Source organism: Thalassospiraceae bacterium LMO-SO8, from assembly GCA_031655335.1.
Taxonomy (GTDB): Bacteria; Pseudomonadota; Alphaproteobacteria; order Rhodospirillales; family Casp-alpha2; genus UBA1479.
The window spans coordinates 2,471,435-2,485,204 of record CP134226.1 but is presented as its reverse complement, the minus strand read 5'-3'; the positions used below and the strand labels follow the sequence as shown (position 1 = coordinate 2,485,204).

Sequence of the window (13,770 nt, the reverse complement as noted above, 5' to 3'; positions counted from 1 at the left end):
CGCCACCCGCCCGGCTTTGAGCAGGTGGGCATCGGGCAACCGATAATTCGCTTTAGAGAAGGCTGGCCAGATGGTCGACGCGGCGGCGGAGGTTTTCCAGAACCTCGCCGACTTCGGCGGTCGCCCGCGCGGTCTGCGCCGACAGGTTCTTGACCTCGCCCGCGACGACGGCGAAACCCTTGCCGGCATCGCCGGCACGGGCGGCCTCGATGGTCGCGTTCAAAGCCAGCAGGTTGGTCTGCTTGGCGATGGCGTCGATCTGTTCGGCGACCTTCCCGACCTGGGCGATTTCCGTTTGAAGGCTGGAGATTTCGTCGCGAATTTCCGCGTTGCGGTCATCGCCTGTCACGGCCGTCCCAGCGGCGGTGGCAACTTCGGTGCTCATACCTGCGTCCTACGCATTGTTGTTGTGTCCTCGATCGAATGTCCGCCCGGCCCGCAGGCCGCGCGGCAGCCCCCCCAAGAGGCCCAGGCCGGAACCGTAGCCGATTCGCACGAACCGGCCAAGCGGGTAATGGGGGGCATGCACAAGGCGGTCACCCCGCATGAGAGATCACGTAAAACGCTGGCGCAGGATCTGGGAAACGATGTCGAGCAGGGTCACCGTGCCGATGATGATGAGCATTACCGCCGCGGTCTCCGCGTAGTAGAACCCGCGGATGAATTCCCACAGCACCATGCCGATGCCGCCGGCGCCGACAATACCGATCACCGTCGCCGAGCGCAGATTGCTCTCGAACCGATAAAGCGAGAAGGAAATCCAGAGCGGCAAGACCTGCGGAATAACGCCGAAGATGACCTCGTGAATGGCATCGGCGCCGGTGGCACGGATGCCTTCGACCGGGTTGGGGTCGATGGCCTCGACCGCTTCGGAGAACAACTTGGCCAGGACGCCCGTGGTATGGACCCACAAGGCCAGGACGCCCGCGAAGGGGCCCAGACCAACGGCGACCACAAACAGCATGGCGAACACGAATTCATTGATGGCGCGGGCCGCGTCCATGAGCCGGCGTGTCGGCTGGTAGACCCACCAGGGCACCAAGTTCTGGGACGACAGAATGCCCAAAGGCACCGAGCAGACGACCGCGAGCACCGTGCCCCAGATGGCGACCTGCACGGTGATCAGCATCTCGCGCAGCATGGTCGGCCATTCATGGAAGTTCGGGGGAAAGAACCCGGAGGCGAACTCGGCCATGTTGTCGGCGTACTGGACCAGGGCCAGGGGGTTCATCTCCGACCCTTCCCAGGCCCAGGCCAGGATCGCCAGGACGACCATCCAGCCCAGCATGTTCATGGTCGAACGCTTGACGTCCCTTGCTGGCAACGTCAGCGGTTGGGCGGCGGCGCCGGTGTTGTCGATCACGGTCATGGGACGTCGGTTCCTGTAGGCGGGTTGAGGGAAATAAGGGGGGCGCCGCGCCCGGGATGGACGCGGCGCCCTGAAAAGGCCGGGCCTAACGCAGGGCCAGCTGGTTTTCGCTGAGAACCTTCAGCACATCGAGCTTGCGGTCGATTTCGGCGATCTTCTTGGCCTTCTCGGCCGCGTCCATGCGCTCGTCACCGGCCAGCTTGCGCTTGTCCTTGAACAGCTGAAGTTGGCGGATCGGATAAAGCTGCGCGTTCGACGAATCCTCGAAGGGCGCCCAGCCCGAGCTGACGCCGGACAGGATCTTGCGTTCCGCCTCGGCGTTCGGCCCAAGACGGCCGTAGGACAGGAAGAAGCCCTTGATGAGGCTCTTGGTGCCCTTGTCCAGGTCGGACCGCCACACGATGGGGTCATTGGGGATCAGGGGAGATTTCCAGATCGCCTTGATCTTGGCATAGGCATCGGGGTGGTTCTTCTGCAGCCGCGACAGGGATTCCGTGTTGTTGGTGGCGAAATCCACCTGGCCGTTGGCCACGGACAGCGCATTGGTTTCGTGGCTGGCGTTGCGCACCGACTTGTAGCACTTCTTGGGATCGACATCGTTCTTGGCGAACACGTAGAAGCTGGGCACCAGGAACCCGGACGTGGAATTCGGATCGCCGTTGCCGAAGGTCAGCGACTTGTCGCACTTCAGGACGTCCTCAAGCTTGTTGAGCTTGTCGTTATCCTTCTGCGTCAGCAGCAGCGACCAGTACCCCGGGTTGCCGGTGACGTCGACCGTCTGCACGAAGACTTCGCCGTCGGCGCGGTCGACGGCTTCCATGGCCGATTTGTTGCCGAACCAGGCAACGTCGACTTTCTTGAAACGCATGGCCTCGATCACCCCGGCGTAATCGGATGCGAAGAACGCCTTCACCTCGACGCCAAGCTGCTTGCCCATGTCTTCCAGGAACGGGGTGAAGCTTTTCTTCAGACCCTGTGACGATTCCGTGGAAATGATGCCGAAGGTCAGCGGGTTCGGCATGTCGGCCCGGGCCGCGCCGATCGACGCAACGTGAACCGTAGCAAAGGCCGCCAGCGCGATGCCGGCGATCATGGCCTTTTTAAACATTTTCGACTTCCTCCTGAGTTGAGTGGACGTATGGAATGCGGGATTGGACGGGACAAACGAAAGACGCTGCCGCTTACACGGAAGCCGGGCGCAACTGTAGGGCGGCAGCCGTTCGCCGGGGACCGGCCGTGATGGGACCCGGCAGGATCAACTCCTCCCCGGCGGCGCCGTAAAGTTCACGCAGGAAATCATGGGTCAGGGCTTCGCTGGGCCCGTCATAGACGACCACGCCGTCGCGCAGCGCCACCGTGCGCGCGCAATAGCGGGTCGCGAAATCGACCTGATGCAGCGACACGACGACCGTGATGCCGTCCTCGCGGTTGATGCGGGCCAAATTCTCCATCACGCGGCGCGCCGATTCCGGATCGAGGGATGCGATGGGTTCGTCGGCCAACACGATCTCCGCCCGCTGGACCAGGGCGCGGGCGATGGCGGCGCGCTGCTGCTGACCGCCGGACAAGGTCGATGCGCGCTGCGTCGCATATTGATCGATGCCGACACGCCGGAGCGCTTCCAGGGCGCGCAGCCTTTCCTCACGGGTAAACAGGCCGAACCAACCGCGCCAGGCCGGGATCTGGCCCAGCACGCCAAGCACGACATTTGTCAGAAGGGACAGCCGGTCGACCAGATTAAATTGCTGAAAGATAACACCGACACGGCCCCGCACGGCGCGCACCCCGCGCGCCAAACGGCCGTTTTCCTGAACCGGATACCCCAGCACTTCGATCATGCCGTCGCCGGCACGGTCCGCAAGCATGAGGCCCGAGATATGACGCATCAGGGTCGACTTTCCCGAGCCCGAGGCGCCGATCAAGGCGACCATTTCTCCGGCGTCGATGGTCAGGCTGACGTTGTCGAGCGCCCGGGTGATCTGGAACCCCTTGCGGAAGGTTTTCGATAGATTGTGAACACGGATCGCGGGCTTGGTTACAAACGTCATGGTCATCCCTGTCTTTGCGACTGTGATCTGCGGTTGCCAATGCCGGCCAAGGCGGGTCAGCCCGCCGGGCCGCGACAATGGGGGCGCCCGCACGACAAGCGGTGCGTATCTGGTATGTATCTAAGGGGCCGCCGGTGACCCAATTCTTGCGGATTTATGACGGTTTGGTGACCGCCGCCGCCCACGGCGTTTGTGATCTTCCACCAATTCATGCCAAAATGTCGCAAGCCATCGCAGAAGCGGCGGCCGGCCGAAGGGAGAAGGTTCAGAGGCCGCTAAAATGTCGATCCAGACCAAGATAATTACTGTTCTGGTGGTGGTGCTGGGCGGGTTATTGCTCGGCGACTTGGTCGTGCTCGACCGTGTCGTTCTCGAAGGTTTCCGCAAACTTGAAAATCAAGAAACCCGGCGCGAGATCGGGCGCACCATGGCGATCGTCGATGACGAAGTAAAAAGCCTGGACCCCGTCGCGTCGAACTGGGCGCAATGGGACGACCTTGCCGAGTTTGCCCAGACCGGCGTCCCCGCCTTTGCCGAGCAGAAACTGTCGAACAGCGTTCTCGACACCCTCGCCCTCGACATGGTGATCGTCGTCGACCGCCACGGCCGGGTGGTGTTAAGCCGTTTCCGCAACCGCCAGACAGGCGGCGCCATCCATGTGGACAATCTGGAATACAGCGAGTTCCCCGAAGACCATCCGCTGCTCGCCCATAACCGGGGCGTCGGTCATATCCGCGGCACCATCGCCACGGATAACGGTCCGATTTTAACGACCGCCGCCCCGCTGTTGGGCAAACGTGGCGCGCCGCCCGCGGCGGGCACGGTGATCATCGGGCGCCTGATGGACAAGGCGGCGGTGTCGCGTATTTCCGGGCAGATGAACAACGCCCTGGAAATGACACCGATCACCCAGGGGCTGTCCTCCGGTCAACGCGAGACGGTCAACCACATTCTCGCCCTGGATGAGCCGGTCATCGAGCGATCGGCCGACGGGTCATGGAACGCGCTTCTGGTGCAACGCGACCTATTCGGATACCCGGCCGCGCTTTACTCCATCACCGCGTGGTCGACCATCCATGGGCTGGGCGCCGACACGGTGCGCACCGCAAGCATCATGGCAATTCTGGCGTCATTGGTCGTCATCGCCGTGATCCTTTTCCTGATGCGCCGGTTGATCGTGCATCCTTTTGCCAATCTGAAGCGCGAACTTTTGGACATTCGCGCCTCCGGCGACCTGACCAAGACGATCCCGGCCAGCGGCCAGGACGAATTCGCGCTGGTCAGCCGCGAGATCAACGACCTTCTGACCGAGCGGGCGGCCTTCGAGCAGGCCCTGGAACGCCACCAGTCGGAGCTTGAACAACGGGTCGAAGAGCGGACTTACGAACTGCAACGGGAAATCGCCGACAAGGAAGCGGCGCAGGAAACCCTGAAGTTCACGGAATTTTCCCTGTCCCACTCGGGCGAGTCCCTGTTCTGGCTGCGCCGCGACCAACGCATTCTGTATGTCAACGACGCCACTTGCAGGCACCTGGGCTATACCCAGAAGGAACTGCTGCGCATGTCGTTTGCCGATTTCAGCGACGGCCCGCCGCCGGACAAGGATTGGGACACCTTCTGGGAAGAACTGAAACGCGGCGGCCAGATCCGCTTCGACACCCGCCATCGGCGCAAGGACGGTTCCGCCGTGCCGGTCGAAGTGCGGGCGACGGTCATGGAGTACGCCGGCGAGGAATTCCTGTTCGCCTTCGCCCAGGACATTTCCCGCCGTCTGGCCCGTGAACAGGCGCTGATCGAAAGCGAACGCCGGTTCCGCACCCTGACCGAAGAGGCCAACCAGGGGATCGTCGTTCACCGCGGGTTTTATCCGCTTTACGTCAACCCCGCGTTCCTTCACATCTTCGGCTTCGAAAGCCATAACGAATTCCTGCAGCAAGGCAGCCTGGAAATCACCCTGGCGCCCGAGGAAGTCGCCCGCATCCGCGGCTATGATCTGGCCCGCATGCAGGGCCAGAACGCGCCAAGCGACTATATCTACCGGGGCATCCGCAAGGACGGGACCGAGGTCTGGCTGAACAACCGATCGTTCCTGATCGACTGGGGCGACGGGCCGGCGGTCTGCACCGTGCTGTTCGACGTGACCAAAAGCCGCAACGCGATGCAGCAGCTCTATCTTCTGGAATCGGCGATGCAGGAGGCCAACGACCCCTTCTTCGCCGTCGACCGGGACGGACGGTTCATCTACGTCAACGATGCGTCCTGCCGTGCTCTCGGCTATGGCCGCGAAGAGATGTTGACCATGACCGTGTCCGACATCAATCCGGCCCGCGCCGGCAGCAAATGGCGGGAACGCTGGGATTATCTGAAGGTCCACGGTCACCGCGTGTCGTTCGGCGAGCACCGCCGCAAGGACGGCACGGTCTTTCCCGTCGAAACCACCTCGACCTTCATCGACCATGACGGTCACGAATACATCTTTGCCTACTCCCGCGACATCAGCGAGCGGCTGCGGACGGAAAACGCCCTGCGTCAGGCCCGTGACGATCTGGAAAAGCGGGTCGAGGAGCGCACCCAGGAACTGACCCGCGAGGTCGAGGAACGCCGGCGCGCCGAACTGGCGGTGCAGGAGAGCGAGACCAGACTGCGCGGCGCCCTGGAAAGCCTGCAAGAAGGGTTCGCCCTTTTCGACGCCGACGACCGTCTTGTCCTGATGAACTCGCGCTATGCCGACACCCATCCCAATGCCGAGGAAATACTCGAACGAGGAGGGACGTTCGAGGATGTCCTGCGCGCCAGCCTGCCCGGCATTGCCGACGCCCGGGGACGTGACGAGGAATTTGTCGCCCAGCGCATATCGGAACACCGTAATCCGGGCCCGCCGATCATCCGCGAGTTCACGGACGGTCGCTGGTTTCTGTTGCGCGAGAGCCGCACGTCCGACGGCGGGATCACGGTTACCGCCACGGACATCACCGAACTGAAAACCATCGAAGCGGATTTGAAGCAGAAGACCGAATTGTTCGATACGGCCGTACGCGCCATGAACAACGGGATTGTCGTGTTGGATTCGGACCTCCGGTTCGTGGCCTACAATGACCATTACATCAACCTGTTTGGGTTTCCCCCGGACTTGGTGCAAGAAGGCAGCGACCTTGAAAGTGCCCTTCGCTTCCTTGCCGAACGCGGCGATTACGGAGACCAAGGCACGCCGGACGAGATCGTCGAGCAGCATATCGCCGGCATTCGAAAACCGGGGAACCTCATCATTCGCCGCCACCTCAAGAACGGGCGAACGGTCGAAACCCGGCGCGGATGGCTGCCCGACGGCGGTATCGTCGGCATCCACGTGGATATCACCGAAAACGTTCAGTTCGAGGAACGCCTGCGCGAAGCCCGCGACACGGCGGAAAGCGCCAACAAGGCAAAGTCCATTTTCCTCGCCAACATGAGCCATGAAATTCGCACCCCCATGAACGGCATCATGGGCGTCGCGGAAATGCTGCACGACACGGCCCTCAACAGCACCCAACGCGGCATGCTCACCATCATCCAGGATTCATGCCGCACGCTGATGAGCATCATCGACGATATCCTCGATTTTTCGAAGATCGAGGCCGGCCGCCTGGAACTGGATCTCGGCCCTTTCAGGCTCAGCGATCTGGTCGAGGGCGTCGCCGACCTTATGGCGCCCCGGGCCGAGGAAAAGCGCAACCGTCTCGGCGTGTTCGTCGATCCGGTCATACCGGACGAATTGATCGGCGACCCAACCCGGCTGCGCCAGATCCTTCTCAATCTCGTCGGCAACGCGGTCAAGTTTACGGACAACGGCCGCATCGATATCGACGTGCGCATGGAAACGGCGGACGATGGTGGTTCCTGGTTCGTGTTCCGCGTCCACGACACGGGCATCGGTATTTCCGAAGAGAACAAACGCAAGCTGTTCCAGCCTTTCGAACAAGGCGACAGTTCGACCGTGCGGCGGTTCGGCGGAACGGGGCTGGGTCTGTCAATCTGCCAGGCGCTGGTCGACATGCTGGGCGGCGAAATCGGCGCCGACAGCCGCAAGGAAGGCGGCGCCACCTTCTGGTTCCGCATTTCCATGGTGCCGAACCGCGATCCGACCGCCATTATCGTCCGCCCGTTCGCCGGTCACCGTATCGGAATTCTGGCCGGCGACCCGGGCACCGCCGAATACATCAGCGCCTACCTGCGCCACCTGGGTGCGCGTACCGACATCATTCCCAGCCTTCGCGCGCTGAACCGCATGGTGTCCGGCGGCAAGATGCTGGGCGATCAGTTCGACCTTCTGATTGTCGATCACCATCGCGGCGCCGAAGGGGTTAATCGATTCGTCGCCGCGCGCGAAAAGGCGGGCGACCCGATATCGCCGCGAACGATCGTTCTCATGCCGCGAAGCGACATCCTGTCCATCGACCCGGACCACCTTATCGGACAATACATGTTCGTGCCGAAACCCGTTCAACGCGCGATGATCTGGAACGCGGCAGCCATGGCATTGGGGCTTAACCTGCCGGGGATCGGCACCCCGGTGCGCCGGATCGCGGACACTGCGGCGCTGCCGCTTTACGTCACTCCGGACGCGGAGACCGCCCGTGCCGAGGGGGCTCTTGTCTTGTTCGCCGAGGACAATCCGGTCAATTGCAAGGTCATCTGCATGATGCTGGAGCGCCTGGGTATCGCCGTCGAAACGGCAAGCAACGGCAGCGACGCCTGGACCCGCATCCGCCGGAAATCCTACGGCATGCTGATCACCGACTGCCACATGCCCGAAATGGATGGTTACGAGCTTGCGGAAAAGGTCCGCACGCTGGAACGCGCCAGCGACCGGCCGCATATGCCGATCATCGCCCTGACCGCCGATGCCCTGATCGGCACCAAGGAGCGATGCCGCGCCGCCGGGATGGATGATTACCTGCCCAAACCCGTCGACCGCGCGACCTTGAACGAACTGATCCAACGCTGGCTGCCCAAGGCGGCGCAACTGAGACGGCCCGCCGTGGCCGATGATCACGCCACCCCGCACGGCGGATCCTTCGGCGATGACGCGATCCTGGACCTGCGCTACATCCATGACGCCGTCGGTGGTGACGAGACCATGGTCGCCCCCTTGCTTGAAGATTACATTCGCAATGCGCGCCGGCTGGTCGATGACATGCTGGATGCTTTCGAAGACATGGATTTCGTCCGTGCCCGCGAAGCCGCGCACGCGGCCAAGGGCACCTCACGCCTTGCCGGCGCGGTGCGCTTCGCCAATTTGTGCGAACAGATCGAACTGTTCCTATGCGCCGGCGATACCTCCCGCGCGGCGGAATATTCCCGGCACATCGAACCCGAACTCGCCGTCGTCTCCCAAGCTGTGGCCGGGCATGACCGCCGCTCCATTTCCTGATCCCGCCGGTCTTGGAAGCAGGGATTATTTATATGAATTATTACTTATGGTTATTTCCCTGGCCGAAACGCCATTGCCACAAACAGCAGCCGTGTTACCATTAATAAGATTCTACATTTCAAACTTGTTTCACTTGGCCGTACCGGCACGGACACACGCTCAGCAAGAGTGACGCAACCGCAGCAAGTATACCCGGAGGCATAAGGTCTTGAGCGACACAGCTTTCGCCGACATGACCGCGTTGATCATCGACGACCAGGAGTTCGTGGTGAACATCGTCTGTAAGATGATGGAACAGATCGGCTTCGGTCGGATCGAAACCGCCGCCGACGGTCAGGCCGGCCTGCATGCGATGACCGACGTTCGACCTCATGTCGTGCTGTGCGACATCGAGATGCGGCCCATGGACGGCCTGACGTTCCTCAAGGAACTGCGCGACAGCACGGACAGGACCATCCGCGACACGCCGGTGATCTTCCTGACCAGCCATGGCCGCCACGAATTGGTGGCCCAGGCCCGAAGCCTCGGCGCCGACGGCTTTGTGACCAAGCCCGCCACGGTCAATCTGCTGCGTGAACGTATCGAACAATCAATTCACAGCCGCGCGGCCTGACGCCGCGCTCGGGCCACGGCTTCGCCCGCATGATCTGCCTTACGTCCTAGCCACCATGTGGCCCGGCGACACCTCATCGAAGACAACCAGTTCCGGTTTGTAGCCTATCGGTTTTACGGGGCTGGGGATTTCATCGACCATCAGCTTGCGTTCCTTGCGGCGCAATCTGGGGTCGGCCACCGGCACGGCGGACAGCAGCTTTTTCGTATAGGGATGCCGGGGGTCTTCAAAGATGTCCTCGCGGCTGCCGATTTCGACGATCTGCCCCAGGTACATGACGGCGACCCGATGGCTGATCCGTTCCACCACCGCCATGTCATGGCTGATGAACAGATAGGACAGGCCCAGTTCGCTTTGCAAATCCATCAGAAGGTTGATGACCTGGGCCTTGATGGTGACGTCGAGGGCGGACACGGCCTCGTCGCAGATGATCAATTTGGGGTCCATGGCCAACGCCCGGGCGATGGAGATGCGCTGACGCTGGCCGCCGGAAAATTCGTGGGGATAGCGTGACGCGAAGTCGGCGGGCAGGTTGACCTTGCGCAGCAGGTCGGCGACCCGCGCATCGATCCCGGCCCTCGGCACGAGATTATGAACGCTAAGCGGCTCGGCCAGGATGTCGCGCACGGACATGCGCGGGTTGAGCGACGAATAAGGGTCCTGAAAGATCATCTGGACCTTGGTGTAGAAATCCCGCCGGTCGCCGCCCCGGTGCGACGCCATGGATTGCCCCTGAAAAACGACGTCGCCCGAGGTCGCCGTTTCCAAACCGATGATGGTGCGGCCCGTGGTCGTCTTGCCGCAGCCGCTTTCGCCGACGATGCTCAGGGTTTCCCCTGCCCTGACCTTGAAGGACACGCCCTCGACCGCATGGACGCGGGCGATGGACCGCCGCACGAGCCCTTCCTTGATGTCGAAATAGGTCGTCAGGTTATCGACTTCCAAAAGGAAGTCCGCGTTAGATATCTGGTTCATGCTGTCTGCACCCAATCGCTTTTAGGTTTCTTGGTATGGGGCCGGGGTCAGCCGGCGATGGCGGGAAATTTTTCCGGCGCGGATTTGCCGGTCATGCTGCCGATGCGGGGCACCGCGTTGATCAGCTTGCGCGTATAGGGATGCTGGGGGGCGTGGAAGATCTGGTCCACCGGACCCTGTTCGACCACCTGGCCCTGATACATGACGACCACCCGGTCGGCCATTTCCGCGATCACCGCCATATCGTGGGTGATGAACATGACGGACATGCCGAACTCTTCCTGGATGTCCTTGATCAGATCCAGGATCTGCGCCTGGATCGTCACGTCGAGGGCCGTCGTCGGCTCGTCCGCGATCAGTAACGCCGGCTCGCAAGCCAGGGCCATGGCGATCATCACGCGCTGGCGCATGCCGCCGGAAAGATGATGCGGGTACTGCGCCAGCTTGCCCAGGGGATCGGGAATGCGCACCCGGGTGAGAAGGCGGACGATCTTTTCCTCGGCCTCGGCCGGGTCGAGGTTCTGGTGCTGGAACAAGGGTTCCGTCAGCTGCGTGCGCAGGCTGAGCACCGGGTTCAGGCAGGTCATGGGCTCCTGGAAGATCATCGAGATTTCCTTGCCGCGGATACCCTGCACCACTGTGCTTTCGGCCTTGGCCAGATCGATGCGGCCGTGGTCGCGGCTGTTGAACCGGATACGACCCTTGGGCACGTAAGCGCCGATCATCTCGTTCAAACGCAACAACGACATGGCGGTGACCGACTTTCCCGACCCGGACTCGCCGACCACGCCCACGGTTTCGCCGGGCATGATGGTGTAGGAAACGCCGCGCACGGCCTCCACGGGCTTGCCGCTTGTGGGAAAGGTCACATGCAGGTCGTCGAATTCAACCAATGGCGTGTCGGCCATGTCTTGCCTCTTTTCAATATCGGGTGGGGGGGGGAAGTGATCAGTGCAGGGTCCGGTTCGACCGCCGGGCAGCCCACAGAACCCCCGGGGGCGCCAGACGCGTGCCGGTCGGAACGATCGACCCGGGGCCGTCGCGACGGGGCCGCGGCCCCAGAAAATGGGCATGCACCCACTTGCTGGGCTGGAACTTGATGCCCAGGTCGTCAAGCACCTCGGACACCTCGGCCAGCAGCGCCCGGCCATGGGCGATCTGAGTATCGGGGAACCACCAGGCCAACAATTCGTGGACCGTGCGGTGATTGCCCTTGCGCCATTCGGCGAGGGCGTAAATGGCCTGCAATTCGAACAGGGTCAGGCCGTTGTTGGGGATCGGGTTGAAACGGACGATGAACGGATCGTTGCGCCACAAGGTATCAAGGAACGCACCGACGGCGTCGGCAAGGGCAGAGGGAACATTTTGGGCCTCGGCCCTTGCCGAGCCGGCCCGGCCCGGCCCTTCGGAACGCGTGCTTTCCGGGGTAACCCCCCGCCACGCCCGGATTGCCAGAAGGACAAGTCCCTCACCGGCGTTCAACAGGTTCCTCTTGGGTGTCAGGTCGGTCATGAGTGCGTCTCCTCGATGACCTAAATAATGAGAATGAGAGTCATTCGCAATACTTTTCGTTACCCCTCCCCGAACTTTATTGCCGGCCTGCCCCTGTCCCCTTATTTCCCTGCGGCGTGGACCAACCCACGGTACAACGCCTGATGACGGCGGCGGAATACCAGGAATTCCGGATGCCACTGCACGCCCATCAGGAAGCCCGCCGTCGGATGTTCAAGCGCCTGCACGACCCGGTGCGCATCCCGCGCCGACACCCGAAGCCCCCTGCCGAGACGGTTGACCGCCTGATGGTGCAGGCTGTTGACGGCGACCCGCCCTTCGCCCATCAACCGCGCCAGGCGGCTGTCCGGCGCCAGGGTGATGCGCTTTCGCGCCAAGGGCGTGCGCAGACGCGGAAGGCCCCCGTAGGCGGCATACACATCCTGGTGCAGCGTGCCGCCCAGATGGATGTTGATCATCTGAGCCCCCCGGCACACGCCCAGAACCGGCACATCCGCATGCAGCGCCCAGTCCAGTGCCTGCCGCTCCATCCGGTCGCGGTCCGGATCGATCCGCAGGTCGAGTTTCACCTCGCCGCCGTACATCTCCGCCCCGATGTCGTCGCCACCGCCGATCACCATGCCGTCAAGACCGGCCGTATCCGTCCGGCCACCCGCCGACAGGCGTACGGGCCACCCCCCGGCGCGCCGGACCGCCAGCCACTGGGCAAGCCAAGTCAGCGTGGCGCCGCGGTCGGAGACCGTGACGCCGATGCGGGGCCGGGCCGTCATCCCTGAAGCCAGTCTTGCAGTTCGTCCAACCAACGTTCGGCGGCAGGACGCCGAAGGTTATCGTAAAGGGCCGCGCCCAACCGCGCCAAACGCTCCGGATCGGCGGCCAGTTCCTCGACCCGGACCCAGCGGTTCCATTCGGCGACGGGCGACCAGGACGGATCGCCCAGGGCGCAATCGGGAAGCCGATAATGAAACGTGGGGCGCGCCTTGATCAGGTCGTTGTCCAGCCGCGCCGTGACCGCCGCCTCGTCCAGGTGACGGAACAGAGGCAGCATGTCCAGTTCGCGGTTTCGCGTGGGATTGTGGTCCAGATAGTCGGCGATCAGCCTGTCCAGGTCCGGGGCATATTCCGGGTCCAGCAGCAACAGGACATAGTCCTTGGGGAACGGGTCCGCATGCGGCATCAGGCGACGCGTCAGGTCGATTGCAACCTGTTCGCGCAACCAGTCGGCCAAAATCACATAGGCCTTGAGGTGACGCAGGATCGTGCCGGCATCCGTCGCCGGAAGTTCCGGGTTCAGGTGCAGGCCGAAGGCATACAGCACACTGTCGTCCGTGCCCTTGGCACCGGCGCGGCGCAGGGCATCCGTCACGCCTCCAAGACGGCCCAGATCGGACCAGGGCATGGGCGGCGTGACAATCTCGACCGGGACGATTCCGGTCACCGCCTTGCCCAACGCCTCGCGGGCGGCGGCGTCCAGTTCCTCGGACAGAAGCGCTTTGTCCTCCCCTTCCTTGCCGTCGGCGCCCTTGTGAACGGCCTGGGCATCCAGTTCGATGACGAAATCGCCGAATTCGGTTTTCCCGACGATCAGGCGATGGGGGTCTTCCCGGGATATGTCGCCGCCGAAATGCGCCTGAACCAGATTCGCGGCGGCGGGCACGTCCAGACCGGCGAACTCGATCTCGACACCGACGCGGCGGAGGTTTCCGGCCTCCGTCGTCGTCACCGGGGGCACGGCCGGAACCTGATGCCGCCGGGCGGTGTTGGGGAATATGTCGGAGGAAATATCAGCCATGATACAGCGGTCACTGGCCGGCGCCGACGGGCGCAGCCTGTGACCTTATGA

Annotated in this window: 11 protein-coding genes; 2 read left to right on the top strand and 9 right to left on the bottom strand. The window is 62.9% G+C overall.

From position 1 onward, the window contains the following. Positions 1–52: 52 nt before the first annotated feature. The 4 genes from RJ527_11885 to phnC all read right to left on the bottom strand — a co-directional run bounded on the left by RJ527_11885 (position 53) and on the right by phnC (position 3,417). Positions 53–385, bottom strand: a complete 333-nt coding sequence (locus RJ527_11885) for a methyl-accepting chemotaxis protein (GenBank protein WND74741.1) — start codon at positions 383–385, stop codon at positions 53–55. A gap of 168 nt (positions 386–553) precedes the next feature. Beyond that, positions 554–1,369 (bottom strand): phosphonate ABC transporter, permease protein PhnE, encoded by an 816-nt coding sequence (gene phnE / locus RJ527_11880; protein ID WND74740.1) that lies wholly within the window; start codon positions 1,367–1,369, stop codon positions 554–556. 85 nt (positions 1,370–1,454) lie between these two features. Continuing rightward, positions 1,455–2,477, bottom strand: coding sequence for a phosphonate ABC transporter substrate-binding protein (phnD, locus tag RJ527_11875; protein WND74739.1), 1,023 nt, complete (start codon positions 2,475–2,477; stop codon positions 1,455–1,457). 73 nt (positions 2,478–2,550) lie between these two features. Then, positions 2,551–3,417, bottom strand: a complete 867-nt coding sequence (phnC, locus tag RJ527_11870) for a phosphonate ABC transporter ATP-binding protein (protein WND74738.1) — start codon at positions 3,415–3,417, stop codon at positions 2,551–2,553. A gap of 280 nt (positions 3,418–3,697) precedes the next feature. Here phnC and RJ527_11865 point away from each other — a divergent pair, with 280 nt between their 5' ends. Together RJ527_11865 and RJ527_11860 are read left to right on the top strand one after the other, a co-directional pair. Beyond that, positions 3,698–8,827 carry a PAS domain S-box protein gene (locus tag RJ527_11865; protein WND74737.1) on the top strand — a complete coding sequence of 1,710 codons (5,130 nt, stop codon included), beginning with the start codon at positions 3,698–3,700 and terminating at the stop codon, positions 8,825–8,827. A 208-nt stretch (positions 8,828–9,035) separates the two neighbouring features. Continuing rightward, the gene (locus tag RJ527_11860) at positions 9,036–9,440 is read left to right on the top strand and encodes a response regulator (protein WND74736.1); all 405 of its coding nucleotides are present in this window, start codon (positions 9,036–9,038) and stop codon (positions 9,438–9,440) included. 39 nt (positions 9,441–9,479) lie between these two features. Here RJ527_11860 and RJ527_11855 read toward each other — a convergent pair whose 3' ends face one another. The 5 genes from RJ527_11855 to RJ527_11835 all read right to left on the bottom strand — a co-directional run bounded on the left by RJ527_11855 (position 9,480) and on the right by RJ527_11835 (position 13,719). Beyond that, a complete protein-coding gene (locus tag RJ527_11855) occupies positions 9,480–10,415 on the bottom strand; it encodes an ATP-binding cassette domain-containing protein (GenBank protein ID WND74735.1) in 936 nt (311 codons plus the stop codon). A 47-nt stretch (positions 10,416–10,462) separates the two neighbouring features. Further along, complete coding sequence (locus tag RJ527_11850; protein ID WND74734.1) at positions 10,463–11,323, bottom strand: ABC transporter ATP-binding protein; 861 nt, start codon at positions 11,321–11,323, stop codon at positions 10,463–10,465. A 40-nt stretch (positions 11,324–11,363) separates the two neighbouring features. After that, positions 11,364–11,927 (bottom strand): hypothetical protein, encoded by a 564-nt coding sequence (locus RJ527_11845; GenBank protein ID WND74733.1) that lies wholly within the window; start codon positions 11,925–11,927, stop codon positions 11,364–11,366. A 101-nt stretch (positions 11,928–12,028) separates the two neighbouring features. Then, positions 12,029–12,697, bottom strand: a complete 669-nt coding sequence (locus RJ527_11840; GenBank protein WND74732.1) for a type 1 glutamine amidotransferase — start codon at positions 12,695–12,697, stop codon at positions 12,029–12,031. Further along, a complete protein-coding gene (locus tag RJ527_11835) occupies positions 12,694–13,719 on the bottom strand; it encodes an amidoligase family protein (protein WND74731.1) in 1,026 nt (341 codons plus the stop codon). Before RJ527_11835 ends, RJ527_11840 begins: the two co-directional genes overlap by 4 nt. Positions 13,720–13,770 lie beyond the last annotated feature (51 nt).